Annotated in this window: 13 protein-coding genes; 5 read left to right on the top strand and 8 right to left on the bottom strand. The window is 63.4% G+C overall.

Annotated features, from left to right (window positions below; translation table 11 throughout):
- Positions 1-5: 5 nt before the first annotated feature.
- From JQ592_RS10170 to JQ592_RS10160, 3 genes are all read left to right on the top strand, one after another.
- Positions 6-3,161 (top strand): multidrug efflux RND transporter permease subunit, encoded by a 3,156-nt coding sequence (locus JQ592_RS10170; RefSeq protein WP_211402731.1) that lies wholly within the window; start codon positions 6-8, stop codon positions 3,159-3,161.
- 131 nt (positions 3,162-3,292) lie between these two features.
- Entirely contained in the window at positions 3,293-4,444 is a 1,152-nt protein-coding gene (locus tag JQ592_RS10165; RefSeq protein WP_211402730.1) for a hypothetical protein, read from the top strand.
- A gap of 12 nt (positions 4,445-4,456) precedes the next feature.
- A complete protein-coding gene (locus JQ592_RS10160) occupies positions 4,457-5,218 on the top strand; it encodes a hypothetical protein (protein WP_211402729.1) in 762 nt (253 codons plus the stop codon).
- Between the two features lie 716 nt (positions 5,219-5,934).
- Here the strand turns inward: JQ592_RS10160 and JQ592_RS10155 are convergent.
- From JQ592_RS10155 to tkt, 8 genes are all read right to left on the bottom strand, one after another.
- Positions 5,935-6,720: an inositol monophosphatase family protein gene (locus tag JQ592_RS10155; protein WP_211402728.1), complete on the bottom strand. Its 786-nt coding sequence runs from the start codon at positions 6,718-6,720 to the stop codon at positions 5,935-5,937.
- Positions 6,721-6,806: 86 nt separating this feature from the next.
- On the bottom strand, positions 6,807-7,889 hold the full coding sequence (locus JQ592_RS10150; RefSeq protein ID WP_211402727.1) for a tetratricopeptide repeat protein: 1,083 nt from the start codon (positions 7,887-7,889) through the stop codon (positions 6,807-6,809).
- Positions 7,890-7,897: 8 nt separating this feature from the next.
- Positions 7,898-8,587, bottom strand: a complete 690-nt coding sequence (locus JQ592_RS10145) for a thiamine phosphate synthase (RefSeq protein WP_211402726.1) — start codon at positions 8,585-8,587, stop codon at positions 7,898-7,900.
- A 3-nt stretch (positions 8,588-8,590) separates the two neighbouring features.
- Positions 8,591-9,616, bottom strand: a complete 1,026-nt coding sequence (locus JQ592_RS10140; protein ID WP_211402725.1) for a class I fructose-bisphosphate aldolase — start codon at positions 9,614-9,616, stop codon at positions 8,591-8,593.
- A 293-nt stretch (positions 9,617-9,909) separates the two neighbouring features.
- The gene (fba, locus tag JQ592_RS10135) at positions 9,910-10,977 is read right to left on the bottom strand and encodes a class II fructose-bisphosphate aldolase (RefSeq protein WP_211402724.1); all 1,068 of its coding nucleotides are present in this window, start codon (positions 10,975-10,977) and stop codon (positions 9,910-9,912) included.
- Positions 10,978-11,029: 52 nt separating this feature from the next.
- Entirely contained in the window at positions 11,030-12,226 is a 1,197-nt protein-coding gene (locus tag JQ592_RS10130) for a phosphoglycerate kinase (RefSeq protein WP_211402723.1), read from the bottom strand.
- Between the two features lie 116 nt (positions 12,227-12,342).
- Complete coding sequence (gap, locus tag JQ592_RS10125) at positions 12,343-13,350, bottom strand: type I glyceraldehyde-3-phosphate dehydrogenase (protein ID WP_211402722.1); 1,008 nt, start codon at positions 13,348-13,350, stop codon at positions 12,343-12,345.
- A gap of 148 nt (positions 13,351-13,498) precedes the next feature.
- Entirely contained in the window at positions 13,499-15,514 is a 2,016-nt protein-coding gene (gene tkt, locus JQ592_RS10120) for a transketolase (RefSeq protein ID WP_211402721.1), read from the bottom strand.
- A 357-nt stretch (positions 15,515-15,871) separates the two neighbouring features.
- Between tkt and JQ592_RS10115 the strand changes: the two genes are divergently transcribed.
- Both JQ592_RS10115 and JQ592_RS10110 read left to right on the top strand, forming a co-directional pair.
- Positions 15,872-16,192, top strand: a complete 321-nt coding sequence (locus tag JQ592_RS10115; RefSeq protein WP_063694167.1) for a DUF4164 domain-containing protein — start codon at positions 15,872-15,874, stop codon at positions 16,190-16,192.
- The gene (locus JQ592_RS10110) at positions 16,189-16,572 is read left to right on the top strand and encodes a cell division protein ZapA (RefSeq protein ID WP_061025095.1); all 384 of its coding nucleotides are present in this window, start codon (positions 16,189-16,191) and stop codon (positions 16,570-16,572) included. The genes JQ592_RS10115 and JQ592_RS10110 overlap by 4 nt, the downstream gene beginning before the upstream one ends.
- Positions 16,573-16,627 lie beyond the last annotated feature (55 nt).

Raw genomic sequence — 16,627 nt, 5'->3', positions numbered from 1 at the left:
GCGCCATGCCGAGTTTTTTCATCGACAGGCCGATCTTCGCCTGGGTGGTCGCGCTGTTCATCTGTCTGATCGGCGCGATTGCGGTGCCGCTGCTGCCGATCGCGCAATATCCGATCATCGCGCCGCCCTCGATCTCGATCTCGACCAGCTATCCCGGCGCCTCGCCGGAAAATCTCTACAACAGTGTCACGCGGCTGATCGAGGAGGAGCTCAACGGCGCCTCCGGCATCCTCAATTTCGAATCGACCAGCGACTCGCTCGGCCAGGTCGAGATCATCGCCAATTTCGTGCCGGGCACCGACACCAGCGCGGCTTCGGTCGAGGTGCAGAACCGCATCAAGCGCGTCGAGGCGCGCCTGCCGCGCGCGGTGATCCAGCAGGGCATTTTGATCGAGGAAGCCTCCAGCGCAGTGCTCCAGATCATCACGCTGAACTCGACCGACGGCAGCCTGGATGAGGTCGGCCTCGGCGATTTCATGATCCGCAACGTGCTCGGCGAAATCCGCCGCATTCCCGGCGTCGGCCGCGCCACGCTCTATTCGACCGAGCGCTCGTTGCGCGTCTGGGTCGATCCGGCCAAGCTGGTCGGCTACGGGCTCACCGCCGACGACGTCAACAAGGCCATCGCCGCGCAGAACGCGCAGGTCGCCTCCGGCAGCATCGGCGCCGAGCCGTCGACCTCGAGCCAGCGCACCTCGGCGCTGGTGCTGGTCAAGGGCCAGCTCTCCTCGCCGGACGAATTCGGCGCCATCATCCTGCGCGCCAATGCCGACGGTTCGACCGTGCGCCTGCGCGACGTCGCGCGCATCGAGGTCGGCGGCCTCAGCTATCAGTTCAACACCCGCCTCGACGGCAAGCCGACCGCCGGTCTTTCCGTGCTGATGTCGCCGACCGGCAATGCGCTGGCGACCGCGAGCGCGGTCGAGGCCAAGATGAAGGAGCTGTCGCGCTTCTTCCCGGCCAACATCTCCTACGAGATCCCCTACAACATCACGCCCGTGGTCGAGGCCTCGATCAAGAAGGTGCTGACGACGCTGCTAGAGGCCGTGGTGCTGGTGTTCGTGGTGATGTTCCTGTTCCTGCAGAACATCCGCTACACCATCATCCCGACCATCGTGGTGCCGGTGGCGCTGCTGGGCGCCTGCAGCACGCTGCTGCTCGCCGGCTACTCCATCAACATGCTCTCGATGTTCGGCATGGTGCTCGCTGTCGGCATCCTCGTCGACGACGCCATCGTCGTGGTCGAGAACGTCGAGCGCATCATGGCCGAGGAGGGCCTGCCGCCGAAGGAAGCGACGCGCAAGGCGATGTCGCAGATCACCGGCGCCATCATCGGCATCACGCTGGTGCTGATGGCGGTGTTCGTGCCGATGGCGTTCTTCCCCGGTTCGGTCGGCATCATCTACCGCCAGTTCTCGGTGACGATGGTTGCCGCGATCGGCTTCTCCGCCTTCCTGGCGCTGTCGCTGACGCCGGCGCTGTGTGCGACGCTGCTCAAGCCCGTTGCCAAGGGGCACGGCCATTCGACCAATTTCGTGTTCAGCCGGTTCAATCATCTGCTCGAGGCCTGCCGGTTTCGCTACGCGAGCACCGTCGGCTTCTCCCTGAAGCGCACCGGCCGCCTGATGCTGGTCTATGTCGCGCTGCTCGTCGGCCTGTCCTGGGCCTTCGTCAGTCTGCCCGGCGGCTTCCTGCCCATCGACGACCAGGGCTTCATCACCACCGACGTGCAGACGCCGTCGGATTCGTCCTACGGCCGCACCGAGGCCGTGATCGAGAAGGTCGAAAAATATCTGGCGCGGCGGCCGGGCGTGGACAACGTCACCTTCCTCACCGGCTTCAGCTTCTCCGGCCAGGGCATGAACACCGCGCAGGCCTTCATCACCTTGAAGGATTGGTCGGAGCGCGGCCCGAGCGAGTCGGCCGCGGCGATCGTCAATGACATCAACCGCGATCTGGGGTCGTCGATTCGCGACGCAAAAATCTCCGCGCTGCAGCCCCCGCCGATCGACAATCTCGGCAACTCCTCGGGCTTCTCGTTCCGCTTGCAGGATCGCGGCCAGAAGGGCTATCCGGCCCTGATGCGCGCCGCCGACCAGCTGATCGCGGAAGCCAATGCGAGCCCGGTGCTGCAGAAGGTCTACATCGAAGGCCTGCCGGAGGCGGGCGTGGTCAATCTCGTGATCGACCGCGAAAAGGCCGGCGCCTTCGGCGTCACCTTCGAGGACATCAACAACACGATCTCGACCAATCTCGGCTCGAACTACATCAACGACTTCCCGAACCGCGGCCGCATGCAGCGCGTCGTGGTGCAGGCAGATAGCCGAGACCGCATGCGGACCGAGGACATCCTCAACTACAACGTCAAGAACAGCCGCGGCCAGCTGGTGCCGTTCTCCTCCTTCGCCACGGTGGAATGGGCGCGCGGCCCGACGCAGATCGCCGGCTTCAACTATTATCCCGCGGTGCGCATCTCCGGCGAAGCCAGGCCCGGCTTCACCTCGGGCGATGCCATCGCCGAGATGGAGCGGCTCGCGGGCAAGCTGCCGCGCGGCTTCGGCTATGAATGGACCGGCCAGTCGCTGCAGGAAAAGCTGTCGGGCTCGCAGGCGCCGTTCCTGCTCGCCCTATCGATCTTCGTGGTGTTCCTGTGTCTCGCTGCGCTCTACGAGAGCTGGACCATTCCGCTCGCGGTGCTGCTCACCGTTCCGCTCGGCATCGTCGGCGCCGTGATCGCGGCGATGCTGCGCGGCCTGCCCAACGACGTCTATTTCACCGTCGGCCTGATCACCATCATCGGCCTTGCGGCAAAGGACGCGATCCTCATCATCGAGTTCGCCAAGGATTTGCGAAAAGAGGGCAAGCCGCTGGTCGAAGCCACCATCGAAGCCTGCCGCCTGCGCTTCCGCCCGATCCTGATGACCGGCCTCGCCTTCATCTGCGGCGTGCTGCCGATGGCCATCGCCCACGGTGCCGGCGGCGCCAGCCAGCAGGCGCTCGGCAGCGTCGTGATGGGCGGCATGATCGCCGTGGTGATCCTGGCGCTCTTGATGGTGCCGGTGTTCTTCGTCTCGGTGCAGCGTGTGCTGGCGGGGGATCGGGAGCCGGAGGCTGTGAGGGAAGGCGAGGCGCATGGGCCGCCGGCGCCGGTGAAGCCTTAAGCTGTCGCCTCTTAGAGGCTCAATGAATCTTCTGAAAACAGGTCAACCGTGAAGGTGCTTGCCCCAACACGTTATGGTTGATTTGTGGCCAATCCTGTTGCAGATTTTGAGCGGCTGAGTTGGGGGGCAAGATGATCCATCGCTTTCTGCTATGCACCATAGTTGCACTTTTTTCGACTGATGCTTTCGCTCAATTCCATGCGGACGAAATTCTAAAGTCAAAAGAGCCGCTCACGACTGCTGTTTATCTGTGGAGCAACAAGAGGTGTGTACTCACCTCAGGGACCGCGCCGCAACTAATTGGGAAGGAGCGCCGTCCTTCGCCAATGAATGCTGGAACAATCTTCGTCCCAAAGAGGGCAGCGGCAGGGTCACTGGTCGATATCGATCTAAAGAAGCCATACTGTCGAACCAAAAAACTCTTAGCAGACGAAATTGGTCCGGCGGATATTGCGGATCACAAGGCAATAAGCTTTGCTGTCGGAGCTGAATTGAAAGTCAACCTTAAAGTTGGCGAGTTTCTCAACCTTGTGGATGTCGATCTGGCGGATATCGATGAGGTCGGCGTTCGAGTGGACAGTGTTATCACAACCCTCCCTGACGTAACGGATGCGGCGATAGACGTCCTCAAAACAAACCCCAGTTGCAAAGCAGATAACCCCAGTGTGATCAACGATGCCGTGATCATAGTGGAGAATTGTGTTGGCACTCTGCGCGCCTCGCTTAAATCGAAGAAGAATCTGACCATCAAGACGTTGGATCTAAAGTTTGCTCAGTTGTTCGGAGGATTGAGTGCAGGCGGTTCGGTGTCTTGGAAGAGAGAGATTCAAGGTGGGATAAAGGCCTGCTCTGCTGGGAAGAAAGACGACCCAAAGAAGGACGAAACTAAGCAGGAGGAAGCTAAGAAAGAGGAAGCTAAGAAAGAGGAGAAGGGTAAAGAAGGTTCGGCCGAGAAGGCTCCAAATACGGACTCGACGGTTTCGTTTGAGATTGGTGGTAGCAAGATTGATGTAGGAATTTCCGGCAACAACGAAGTTAAGGTTCTCATTGATGGAAAGTGGGTCCTCAGCGGATCGCAGCTCAAAAAGAATGCTGTAAAGGAGCAATCGCTTGCGGGCGCTGCCGACGTTGGAGCCAAGAACACAGAGAGCGTCGATATTGAAAAGGACTGCACGGACGCGACGGTCTATGTGACTTCGGACCTGGTCCTATTTGGCTTGAACTGGATTCCGGCTAAGCCGTCGCTAGAGGAAGCTCGGCAGTTTCTCAAAACTAGCAAGTAGCCGGGGTCACCGATGAAAAGGGCAGCGGCCGCCACTTTGATGGGTTCGGCAATAGCGCTCGGTGGCTGTGTAACGCCGACGGTAGAGAGCCACGTTTTCTGGACGCATCCTGGTGCCAAGTTGGTCCAGGCGCCGGATAATCTGCCTGTACGCAGTAAGCCCCGAAGTCTGAACAACTACAAGGGGGTACCAGGATCCATTGGTGTTCCAATCGTGGTTTCCAGCGAAGACGTGTTTCGTCAGCGGCCAGCAGTTTGGAATATGGATAAGCGATGCCCGCACCGAGCGTTTGATGCGAGCGCCATTCGACCGATCTCGGTACCTGATGGCATCATTAAATACTCGATCAACCTGAGTAACGTTTCGCTCTCAGACGTGCTGAACGAAAGGAAGAGTCTGGAACGAGACTTTCCCAATCTCCCGCGGCAATTTATTGGATATTTGGACTACGTCTCCATTAAGTTGACGAATGGGCAGCTTCTATTGGCTGACGACGAGCAACTGGCTAATGCTTCGCGGGACATCAATCGGAGAGACCTGGTTTTCCGCTCTAGAAAAAGTTCGGCGGGTTCCTGCCGCCTCTTGGTGCAGGAGGGGAAATATCAAGTCACCGGCATGTACGTAGCGGACTATGATGTCGATATCGGATATTCTGCTGGTCTCGATCTTTCAGATGAGAAGAAACGTCGCATCCGCGCGGCCTTTATTAAATCGTTGAGATATCGTGAGCACTCACCCAGGCGAATCTACGCGATCCTGGCACGCAGCATCTAGGGTCTTTGGTCGTGGTGTGCTGGTACTTCTTCTCGCTTGGTCATGTTGCTGTTCGGTCCTCGCGCAGGACCGATTGAGTTTCCTAAGTATTGATAGAAAGAAACTCAAGCGGGAGTTTGACTACTATAATGTGGACCTTGCATTGCTACCGATGCCTCCTGAGGACGAGCCCGTTCAGGGGCCGTTGCCTTTGATCGGCGCGCCTTTCGCAAGCTCTGGAACAAACGAAGCGTGCGATCCGCGGCACTTGAAGAAACGACCCACATATAGGCATCTGATAGAGCAAACCTTCAGTGATCAAATTCCAAAAGTCCGGGTAAGCCGTACCATCTCCGTACCGGTCTTGCTGACCAGAGAGCAGCCTCAGGAGCCCTTTGTTTCAATACATACTTCCGGGTTCGACACGAAACTTGCATCTTGGCAAATTGTAATACTTCACCATCAGACCGCCGACGATACAGAACTCGAGATCGCAGCGAGGGCCATTGATGCAGTCTGTCCAAACCTCAACTCCGAATCTTTTCCAAGAATCAGAAGAATTTTAGTTGGGGTTCCAGTGTTGGTTTTACCAGCCCGGGCCGGAAGCGTGGCTGATAACGACTCATGGGAGCCTGCGCGCAAACTGGAGAATGGCGGCGCTCTTGTGCAGCCTAAGCGGTTATTCGTCCTTGGAGTCGGCCTCTCCAACTGAGGCCGTCTCACGAGGGGAGTACCCCCTACTTCCTCAAAATCCTCACCAGCTCCCCGTGCACGTACTCATTCCCGCACACGACGTGCCCCGTGACCAGCGGGTCGCCCGGCGTTGCGATATCGCTCACGGTGCCGCCGGCTTCGCGCACCATCAGCATGCCGGCGGCGATGTCCCAGGATTGCAGGTCGCGCTCCCAGTAACCGTCGAGGCGGCCGGCGGCGACGAAGGCGAGGTCGAGGGAGGCGGCGCCGAAGCGGCGGAGGCCCGCGACGCGGTCCTGGATCGCGGTCATCTCGCGGCGGAATTCCTCGTGGTCGCCGCGGCCGATATGGGGCAGGCCGCAGGCCACCACACATTCGTTGAGCTGGCGGCGGCCGGCGACGCGCAGGCGCTGGTCGTTGAGGAAGGCGCCCTTGCCGCGCTCGGCGATGTAGAGCTCGTCATTGGCGGGATTGTAGATCACGCCGGCGATCACCGTGCCCTCGCGCACGAGCCCGATCGAGATCGCGAATTGCGGGATGCCGTGCAGGAAGTTGGTGGTGCCGTCGAGCGGATCGACGATCCAGGTGTGGCTCTTGTCGGTGCCCTCGCGCATTCCCCCTTCCTCGCCGATAAAGCCGTAGCCGGGCCGGGCCTTGGCGAGGTCCTGGTACAGGATCTCCTCGGCGCGCTTGTCGGCGAGCGAGACGAAATTGGCCGGCCCCTTCAGCGAGACCTGCAGATGCTCGATCTCGCCGAGATCGCGCTTGAGGCTGCGGCCGGCGCGGCGCGCCGCCTTGACCATGACGTTGATAGTGGCGGAATACAGCATGTGCTCTGGGTCTTGATCGGGGGAGATGGGCGCAGAAACACGCCTGTTTGAGGGACTGGGTGCCCCGTGAGGGGCCCCGCGTCAAGTCATTTGGTCCCGAGCCATTTCTTGGCGGCAGCCTCCGCCTTGGCCCGGTCGTCGGCCGGCAGATCGGACAATTGCTTGTCGAGCTCCGGATCGCCCTTGCCACCGGTTTTGGCCACCAGGTGCCATTTGAAGCCCTCGATCTTGTCCGCGGTCGCGCCCATGCCGTTGATCAGCACCCAGGCGAGGCGGTTCTGCGCGATCGCGCTGCCCTGGCGCGAGGCCTTGCGGAGCAACGCGACAGCCGCGGGCTGGTTCTTCGGCGTGCCGGTGCCGTTGAACATGGCGATGGCGTATTCGACCTCGGCATCGACATTGTCGGCGAGCGAGGCGGCCTGTAGCAGCCGCACCGCCCTTTCGGGGTCCTTCGGCACACCGGTGCCTTCCTTGTAGAAGGTCGCGAGCGCGTATTGCGCCTCGGGCAGGCCGGCGTCCGCAGCCTGGCGCAGCAGCTCGGCGGAACGCTTGACGTCCTGCGGCAGGGTCTGGCCGTCGAGATAGAGCAGCGCGAGGTTATAGGCCGCCTTGGGCTCGCCGAGCTTGGCGGCGGAGGCCATCAGCTTGACCGCCTCGCCCTTGTCGACCGGGCCGCCGCGGCCGGAAATGCGCAGCATGGCGAGGGCGAACATCGCCTCGCGGTCGCCGGCGTCGGAGGCGCGCTTGTACCATTCGAGCGCCTTGGCGTAGTCGCGGCGGATGCCCATGGCGTTGGAATAGAGCTCGCCGAGCATGGTCATCGCCTTGGGATCGCCGGCTGCAGCGCGGGCGGTGGCGAGCTCGAACGCGGTCTTGTACTGGCCGCGCTGGTAGGCGCCGAACACCAGATCGACGCCGGGCGTGTCGGTCGGCGGCGCCGGGATCACGGTCGCGGGCAGCTGAGGTTTTGGAGAAGCGGCGGGCTTGGGCGAGGCCGAAGGCTTCGGCGCCGGCGCGGCCTCCTTTTTCTTGGCGGGCGGAGGCGCCTTGGGCTTCTGCTTCTCGGCCGAAGGGCTCGGCGTCGTCGCCGGCGGCGTGATCTGGAGCTGCGCGGCCGCGGGCCCAGTGAGCAGCAGCGTGGCCAGGATGGTGATGCGCTGGAGCTTCATGTCAGGCGCTAGCCGTGCTCCTGACCGGCAGTATCCTGGCCGCCCGGCGCCGTCGCATGGGCCTTCTTGATCGCAGCATCGACCTCGATCAGCGTAGCCTTGGGCCCGCGCGGATCGGCCCAGATGAAGTCGCCGACCAGCACGAAATCGGCGCCGCTGACGGCGAAGTCGTAGGCCTCCTCCAGCGACGTCGCAAAGCCGACGCAGGGCGGCTCGAACAGCTCGGCCCACCAGTCCAGCCGTTCGGCAATCGCCTGCGACGAGGGACGCTGGCCCTTCGCGTCGGGTTCGCCGAACAGCACATAGTCGGCGCCCATCTCGCCCGCATCCATGGAATGGTGCCGCGTCGTCAGCCCGCCGACGCCGGCGATGCGATCGGGCTTGAGCGATGGCAGCGCCTCCTTCAGCGCGGCGATGCCGGGCAGGTGTGCGCCGTCGGCGCCACCACGTGCGACGAGCTCGGGATGGCCGTCGACGAGTAGCGCCGCGCCCGCTTTCTGCACCGGCGGCGCGAGCGCCTTGATGCGCGAGGTCATGGTGCGCTGGTCGGTCTCCTTCAGCCGCAGCAATACGGCCGCGACATCGGCGGAGGCGAGTAGAGCCGGCAGCTCGGCGACGAGCGCAGCGGGATCATCGACAACAGGCGTCGCGAGATAGAGACGCGGCGCCGGGCGCGGCGGGGGCGGTTTGTTCGACAAGATCTAGGCTGCCTTCTTTTCCAGGCTGCTTTGCCATTCGCCCTTGGAGGCGAGGCCGTTCATCCGGGCGCGATGGCTGAAGGCGCGCTGTCCGGCAGCGACGTTCTCGGCCTTGCCCGACCAGGCCTTCTGCGGCGCGGCCTGCAGGGCGCGGCCGTAGGAGAAGGTCAGGCCCCAGGGCAGCGGACCGAGCTTGTGCATGGCATTCAGATGCGCGGTTGCCTCCTCGTCCGACTGGCCGCCGGAGAGGAAGGCGATGCCCGGCACCGCCGCCGGCACGCAGGCCTTCAGCAGCCGGATCGTCTTCTCCGCGACCTCCTCCACGGAGGCCTGCTTTGTGCATTTCTTGCCTGAGATCGCCATGTTCGGCTTCAGCACCATGCCTTCGAGCGCGACGCGCTGCACGCGCAATTCCTGAAACGTCTTGTTGAGCACGCGCTGGGTGACGTCATAGCAGCGATCGATGTCGTGGTCGCCGTCCATCAGCACCTCAGGCTCGACGATCGGCACGATCTGTGCGGCCTGGCACAGCGCGGCATAGCGCGCCAGTGCATGGGCGTTGACGCCGATCGCCGTCATCGAGGGAATGCCGCTGCCGATGTCGATCACCGCGCGCCATTTGGCGAAGCGCGCGCCGCGCTCGTAATATTTCTTCAGCCGCTCGGCGAGCTTGTCGAGCCCGACGGTGACGAGCTCACCCGGGCACATCGGCAGGCCTTGCGTGCCTTCGTCGACCTTGATGCCGGGAATGGCGCCGCTGCTCTCGATCAGCTTGATGAGGGGCGTGCCGTCCGCGGCCGTCTGCCAGATCGTCTCGTCATAGAGGATCACGCCGGAAATATACTGGCTCATGGCTTCGTTGGAGCGGAACAGCATTTCGCGATAGTCGCGGCGGTTGGTCTCGGTCGATTCCACGCCGATCGCGTCAAAACGCTTCTTGATGGTGCCGGAGGATTCGTCGGCGGCAAGGATACCCTTGCCCGGCGCAACCATGGCGGTCGCGATCCTGTTGAGCTCAGTCAGATTCATCGAGAGGTCCTCCCAAAACGATTCTGCCCTTGCCCGTGAAAATAGACCGTTCTCGGGCAATTGCCGAGTTAACGTTCGTCGCAGGGTAAAGGGGGGAGGGAGGTTCTTCGCCTCTCCCCGCTTGCGGGGAGAGGCCGGATTTTGCGCGCAGCGTAAAATCCGGGTGAGGGGGACTCTCCGCGAGTCCGTCTACTACCGCCCCCGGGGAGACTCCCCCTCACCCTGACCCTCTCCCCGCAAGCGGGGCGAGGGGAGGATAGGGCGCATCTAGCCTCACGCCACCGCGCGATCGCTTACGCGACGCGGGGATCAAGCTCGCCCTTGGCGTAGCGCTTGGCCATCTCGGCGGTGGTCAGGACCTTCTTGATCTTGGAGGCCTGGCCCGCGGTGTTGAACTCCTGCAGCCGCTGCTTGCACAGCTTGGTCATCGCTTCCATCGCCGGCTTCAGGTACTTGCGCGGATCGAACTCTTCCGGATTGTCCTTCAGCACCTTCCGGATCTGGCCGGTCATCGCCATGCGGTTGTCGGTGTCGATGTTGATCTTGCGCACGCCGTTCTTGATGCCGCGCTGGATCTCGGCCACCGGCACGCCCCAGGTCGGCTTCATCTTGCCGCCATAGGCGTTGATGATGTCCTGCAGGTCCTGCGGTACCGAGGAGGAGCCGTGCATCACGAGGTGCGTGTTCGGCAGCTTGCGATGGATCTCCTCGATCACGTTCATGGCGAGGATGTCGCCGTCGGGCTTGCGGGTAAATTTGTAAGCACCGTGAGAAGTCCCCATCGCGATCGCGAGCGCGTCGACCCTGGTCTCCTGCACGAACTTCACGGCCTCGTCCGGATTGGTCAGCAGCTGGTCGTGGCTGAGCTTGCCTTCGGCGCCGTGGCCGTCTTCCTTGTCGCCCATGCCGGTTTCGAGCGAGCCGAGCACCCCTAACTCGCCCTCGACCGAGATGCCGCCGAGATGGGCCATGTCGGTCACGGTCTTGGTGACGCCGATATTGTAGCCCCAGTCGCCCGGCGTCTTGCCGTCGGCCTTGAGCGAGCCGTCCATCATGACGGAGGTGAAGCCGGCCTGGATCGCGGTCATGCAGGTCGCGGGCTCGTTGCCGTGGTCGAGATGCACGCAGACCGGGATGTGCGGATAGATCTCGGTCACCGCGTCCATCATGTGCTTGAGCATGACGTCGTTGGCGTAGGAGCGCGCACCGCGCGAGGCCTGGATGATGACGGGCGCGTCGACCTGGTTGGCCGCGTCCATGATCGCCAGCGCCTGCTCCATGTTGTTGATGTTGAAGGCCGGTACGCCGTAATCGTTCTCCGCCGCATGGTCGAGCAATTGACGTAACGTGATCCGAGCCATGTGTCTTTTTCTCCGTTTGGGCCTACAGGGCCGCTTCTTTCTTGCCGACGAATTACTTGATGCGCAGGACTTCGACGCCGGGCAGGGGCTTGCCTTCCATCCATTCAAGAAATGCGCCACCGGCGGTCGAGACATAGGTGAAGTCACCGGCCACATGGGCCTGGTTGAGGGCTGCAACCGTGTCGCCGCCGCCCGCGATCGAGATCAGCTTCTTGGCCTTGGTGCGCTCGGCGGCGTGCCTGGCGGCCGCGACCGTGCCACGGTCGAACGGCTGCAGCTCGAAGGCTCCCAACGGGCCGTTCCAGACCAGCGTCGCCGCATCGTCGATCGCGGCCTGGACGCGCACGATCGATTGCGGGCCGACGTCGAGGATCATGCCGTCGGCCGGGATCGCATCGAGGCCATAGGCGTGCGAGGGCGCGTTCGCGGCGAAATGATAGGCGACGGTGGCATCCACCGGCAGGATGATCGCGCAGTTGGCGGCTTCCGCCTTCTCCATGATGCGCAGCGCGGTCGGGGCGAGATCCTTCTCGGCCAGCGACTTGCCGACCGCGACGCCCTGGGCGTGCAGGAAGGTGTTGGCCATGCCGCCGCCGATCACCAGCGCGTCGACCTTGGTGACGAGATTTTCGAGCAGGTCGATCTTGGTCGAGACTTTTGCGCCGCCGATGATGGCGATGACCGGCTTGGTCGGCGAGCCCAGTGCCTTCTCCAGCGCATCGAGTTCGGCCTGCATGGTGCGGCCGGCATAGGCCGGCAGCTTGTGGCCGAGGCCTTCGGTCGAGGCGTGGGCGCGGTGCGCGGCCGAGAACGCGTCACTGACCCAGATGTCGCCGAGCTTTGCCAATTCCGCGACGAAGGCGGGATCGTTCTTTTCCTCTTCCTTGTGGAAGCGGGTGTTTTCCAGACAGAGAATGTCGCCGTCGTTCAGGGCCGCAACGGCTGTGGCCGCAGCCTCGCCGATGCAGTCCTCGGCAAAGCCGACGGGCTTCTTCACGACCTTGGACAGCGCCTCGGCAACTGGCTGCAGCGAGTCCTTGGCATCGCGGCCCTTCGGCCGGCCGAAATGCGCGAGCAGGATGACCTTGCCGCCCTTGTCCGAGATTTCGGTGATGGTCGGCGCGACGCGCTCGAGCCGCGTTGCGTCGGTGACGCGCCCGTTGTCCATGGGCACGTTGAGATCGACGCGCAGCAGCACGCGTTTGCCCTTCACGTCGACGTCGTCGAGGGTGCGGAATTTGTTCGCCATGAGATGGTCTCAACCATTTGGACTGTCATTCCGGGCGCGCTTAGCGCGAACCCGGAATCTCGAGATTCCGGGTCTGGTCCTTCGGACCATCCCGGAATGACGAAATCGCAGCGAAGTTAGATCACCTTCGCCAGCGCGACGGCGGTGTCCGCCATGCGGTTCGAGAAGCCCCACTCGTTGTCGTACCAGGACATCACGCGCACCAGCGTGCCGTTCTGCACCTTGGTCTGGTCCTCGTGGAAGGTCGAGGAGTGCGGATCGTGGTTGAAGTCGATCGAGACGTTCGGCGCACTGGTGTAGCCGAGGATGCCCTTGAGCTGCTGCTCGGAGGCGCGCTTCATCGCCGCGTTGATTTCCTTCGCATCGGTGGCGCGCTTGGCGACGATCTTGAGGTCGACCACCGAGACGTTCGGGGTCGGCACGCGGATCGCGACGCCGTCGAGCTTGCCCTTCAGTTCCGGCAGCACGAGTCCGATCGCCTTGGCAGCGCCGGTCGAGGTCGGGATCATCGACATCGCGGCCGCGCGGCCGCGGTAGAGATCCTTGTGCAGCGTGTCCAGCGTCGGCTGGTCGCCGGTATAGGCGTGGATCGTGGTCATGAAACCGGTCTCGATGCCGACGAGATCGTTCAGCACCTTGGCGACCGGCGCGAGGCAGTTGGTGGTGCAGCTTCCGTTGGAAACGACCAGATGATCCTTGGTCAGCGTCTCGTGATTGACGCCGTAGACGATGGTGGCGTCGGCGCCGTCGGCGGGCGCGGAGACCAGCACGCGCTTGGCGCCGGCGGTCAGATGTGCGGAGGCCTTGTCCTTCGAGGTGAAGATGCCGGTGCACTCGAGCGCGATGTCGACGCCGAGATCCTTCCAGGGCAGCTTCGAGGGATCGCGCTCGGCGGTCACCTTGATCTTGCCGCTGCCGAGGTTGATCGAGTCACCGTCGACGGTCACGGTGCCGGGGAAGCGGCCATGGACGCTGTCGAAACGCAGCAGATGGGCGTTGGTTTCGACCGGGCCGAGATCGTTGATGCCGACGACCTCGATGTCCTTGCGGCCTGACTCGGCGATAGCCCGCAGCACGTTGCGGCCGATGCGGCCAAAACCGTTGATTCCGACGCGGACTGCCATGTTTCGTCTCCTTCAATGACCGTTGTCGTCCCGCACAACGCGCTTCGCGCGCCTGCGTGGGTTTTTTAGGGCGGACGCCCGGTTCGGCCGGGCGGGGGCTTGATCATATGAGACGTTACGTAGTCCTTTTTTTTGACAAGCTCAACTCTCAGCTGACGCGCTTCAGCACGGCGTTAACCGCAGCCTCGGCGGTGATGCCGAAATGCTTGTAAAGCTCCTTCGCCGGGCCGCTTTCGCCGAAGGAATGCATGCCGATGAATTCGCCATCCTGGCCGATCACGGCATCCCAGCCCCAGCGCACCGCGGCCTCGATCGCGATCTTCACCGGCGCATTGCCGATGATGGCGGCGCGCTTGGCTTCTGGTTGCGCTAACAAAAGCTCGAGCGAGGGCACCGACACCACCCGTGACGCGATGCCGCGCTCGGCGAGCTGCTTCTGCGCGGCAACTGCGATCTCGACCTCCGAGCCGGACGCGAACAGCGATACCTTGGCTTCGCCCTGCGCCGGAACCAGTTCATAGGCGCCGGCTGCGCAGGGATTGTCGTTCGGGGCGGTGGTGCGGAGTTGCGGCAGGTTCTGCCGCGTCAGCGCCAGCACGGTCGGACCGTCGACGCGGTTCAGCGCCAGTTCCCAGCACTCGGCGACCTCGATGGAATCGCATGGGCGGAACACGCGCATGTTGGGCATGGCGCGAAGTGCGGCGAGATGCTCGACCGGCTGATGGGTCGGGCCGTCCTCGCCGAGGCCGATGGAATCGTGCGTCATCACGTAGACGACGCCGGCGCCCATCAGCGCGGCAAGGCGCATCGCCGGCCGCGCATAATCGGTGAAGACGAGGAAGGTCGCGCCGTTCGGTGCGAATCCGCCATGCAGGAAGATGCCGTTCATCGCAGCCGCCATGCCGTGCTCGCGGATGCCGTAATGGATGAAGCGGCCCTTCGGCGTCTTGGCCGAGAAGGCGGTCGCCGACTTCGCCTTGTTGTTGTTGGAGCCGGTGAGATCGGCCGAGCCCGCCAAAAATTCCATCGGCATCGCGGCTGCGATCGCCTCGATCGCCGCTTCCGACGATTTGCGCGTGGCGGCAACGAGCGGCTTCTCCAGCAGCTCCTTCTTGTGCGCCTTCAGCGCCTTCGCCAGCGAAGCCGGACGCTCATGGCGCAGGCGGCGCTCGAACTCGGCACGCTTGCGGCTGCCGAGCTCGCCGAGCCGCGCTTCCCATTCCTGACGCGCGGAAGCGCCGCGGCTGCCGGCTGCGCGCCAGGCCTTCAGCACGTCATCGGCGACCGCGAACGGCTCCAGCGAGATGCCGAGATTTTCCTTGGCGGCCTTGAGCTCGTCGGCCCCTAACGCCTCGCCATGCACCTTCGAGGTGCCGGCCTTGTTCGGCGCGCCGAAGCCGATGGTGGTGCGGCAGGCGATCAGCGTCGGCTTGTTCGACTTCTGCGCGCGCGTGATCGCTGCGGCGATGGCGGCCTGGTCCTGGCCGTCGATCTTCTCGGCGGCCCAGCCGGCGGACTTGAAGCGCTTCACCTGGTCGACGGAATCGGCGAGCGAGGTCGGGCCGTCGATCGAGATGCCGTTGTCGTCATAGAGCACGATCAGCTTGTTGAGCTTCCAGTGCCCGGCCATCGCAATCGCTTCCTGCGAGATGCCCTCCATCAGGTCGCCGTCGGAGGCGAGCACGTAGGTGTGGTGGTCGACGATCTTCTTGCCGAACTCGGCGGCGAGCATCTTCTCGGCGAGCGCCATGCCGACCGCGGTCGAGATGCCCTGGCCGAGCGGGCCGGTCGTGGTCTCGATGCCCTTGGTGCGGAAATTCTCGGGATGGCCGGGGGTCAGCGAGTCGACCTGGCGGAACTGCTTGATCTGGTCCAGCGTCATCTCGGCATTGCCGGTGAGATACAGCAGCGAATAGAGCAGCATCGAGCCGTGGCCGGCCGACAGCACGAAGCGGTCGCGGTCCGGCCAGGCGGGCGCGGCGGCGTCGAATTTCAGGAATTGCGTGAACAGCACCGTGGCGATGTCGGCGGCGCCCATCGGCAGGCCGGGATGGCCCGATTTGGCCTTCTCGACAGCGTCCATCGAAAGGCCGCGGATCGCATTGGCCATACGGGTGGCATCGACCTGCGTATGGGCCATACGGGTGGCGTCGAGCTGCATCATGATGAAAATCCGTCTGAAATGAGGCGCTTGATGGCCGTGCGCGCCGCGCGGGATCGCGCCTGGCGGCCACGGGAGATGGGGGGCTGGATAGCACCTCGGTTCCGGGAGTCCAAGGCAATCAAACGCCATGGCGGCGGTAAAAGTTGCTTGCGGCATGACCCGGAAGAGTGGCGTCCGGTTTTCCGACGAGGTCATGCCCCCGACAAACGGTGCACAATTTCGGGGCGGCGTTGCGCTTGGCTAGCTTGCCACGTAAATTTCTGCTTCTAACCGCTTGCCGAACCGAGTCTTTTGCCGGACGGCAAGCTCCAGGGAAAGGCCACTGGGCAAAGGCCGCCAGGTTCCGCCGCTGACTGCATGAACGATCGCGTGTCCAACAGCTCTGCCATGACGGAGTCCTCTGCCGTCGAGATCGAGATCGCGACCCGCAGGCTCATGGCGGCGCTCGACTCGCTCGAAAGCGCGGTCGAGCGGCGGCGCGATGCCGATCGCGACGAGAACGAACTCGCGGCGCGAATCCAGGCATTGGGCGCAGACCGGTCGCGACTTGCCGACGAGCTCGACGGCGCGCTGGTGAAGGCGCGCAAGCTCGAGCGCACCAATCGCGAGATCTCCGACCGCCTGGATTCCGCAATCGTCACGATACGCTCGGTGCTCGATACCGGAGAGGATGGATGAGCCACATCAACGTCACCATCAATGGCCGGCAATACCGCATGGCCTGCGAGGAGGGCCAGGAGGTGCGGCTGCTCAAGCTCGCCGAAACCCTGGAGACACGCATCCAGTCGCTGCGCGGAAAATTCGGCGAGATCGGCGATGCACGGCTGACCGTGATGGCCGCGCTGACCGTCTGCGACGAGCTGATCGACACCAGCAACCGCGTCCGAACCCTCGAGCAGGAGTTGACCGAGCTCCGAGATTTCCGCAACGCCGCCGTCGAGCGCGCCCGCATGACCCAGACCGCGGTGGTGAACGCCCTGAACGCCGCCGCCGAGCGCATCGAGAAGTCGACCCAGGTGTTGAACCGGACCGTCGGCAACGGCATCGCGATCGGGTGATTTTGCACCGGCCTGCCGGTCGGGCTGGCGATTCGTCAGTATCGTTGTTACATTG

Source organism: Bradyrhizobium iriomotense, assembly GCF_018129405.1.
GTDB classification, from domain to species: domain Bacteria; phylum Pseudomonadota; class Alphaproteobacteria; order Rhizobiales; family Xanthobacteraceae; genus Bradyrhizobium; species Bradyrhizobium iriomotense_B.
The sequence above is the reverse complement of the archived record's forward strand: the minus strand, read 5'-3'. Positions and strand labels throughout refer to the sequence as shown.

What these genes read in the sequence shown, in the direction of transcription:
- JQ592_RS10170 (WP_211402731.1), top strand. Translation starts at nt 6, where the DNA reads ATGCCGAGTTTTTTCATCGACAGGCCGATCTTCGCCTGGGTGGTCGCG.
- JQ592_RS10165 (WP_211402730.1), top strand. Translation starts at nt 3,293, where the DNA reads ATGATCCATCGCTTTCTGCTATGCACCATAGTTGCACTTTTTTCGACT.
- JQ592_RS10160 (WP_211402729.1), top strand. Translation starts at nt 4,457, where the DNA reads ATGAAAAGGGCAGCGGCCGCCACTTTGATGGGTTCGGCAATAGCGCTC.
- JQ592_RS10155 (WP_211402728.1), bottom strand. Translation starts at nt 6,720, where the DNA reads ATGCTGTATTCCGCCACTATCAACGTCATGGTCAAGGCGGCGCGCCGC.
- JQ592_RS10150 (WP_211402727.1), bottom strand. Translation starts at nt 7,889, where the DNA reads ATGAAGCTCCAGCGCATCACCATCCTGGCCACGCTGCTGCTCACTGGG.
- JQ592_RS10140 (WP_211402725.1), bottom strand. Translation starts at nt 9,616, where the DNA reads ATGAATCTGACTGAGCTCAACAGGATCGCGACCGCCATGGTTGCGCCG.
- fba (WP_211402724.1), bottom strand. Translation starts at nt 10,977, where the DNA reads ATGGCTCGGATCACGTTACGTCAATTGCTCGACCATGCGGCGGAGAAC.
- JQ592_RS10130 (WP_211402723.1), bottom strand. Translation starts at nt 12,226, where the DNA reads ATGGCGAACAAATTCCGCACCCTCGACGACGTCGACGTGAAGGGCAAA.
- gap (WP_211402722.1), bottom strand. Translation starts at nt 13,350, where the DNA reads ATGGCAGTCCGCGTCGGAATCAACGGTTTTGGCCGCATCGGCCGCAAC.
- tkt (WP_211402721.1), bottom strand. Translation starts at nt 15,514, where the DNA reads ATGATGCAGCTCGACGCCACCCGTATGGCCCATACGCAGGTCGATGCC.
- JQ592_RS10115 (WP_063694167.1), top strand. Translation starts at nt 15,872, where the DNA reads ATGAACGATCGCGTGTCCAACAGCTCTGCCATGACGGAGTCCTCTGCC.
- JQ592_RS10110 (WP_061025095.1), top strand. Translation starts at nt 16,189, where the DNA reads ATGAGCCACATCAACGTCACCATCAATGGCCGGCAATACCGCATGGCC.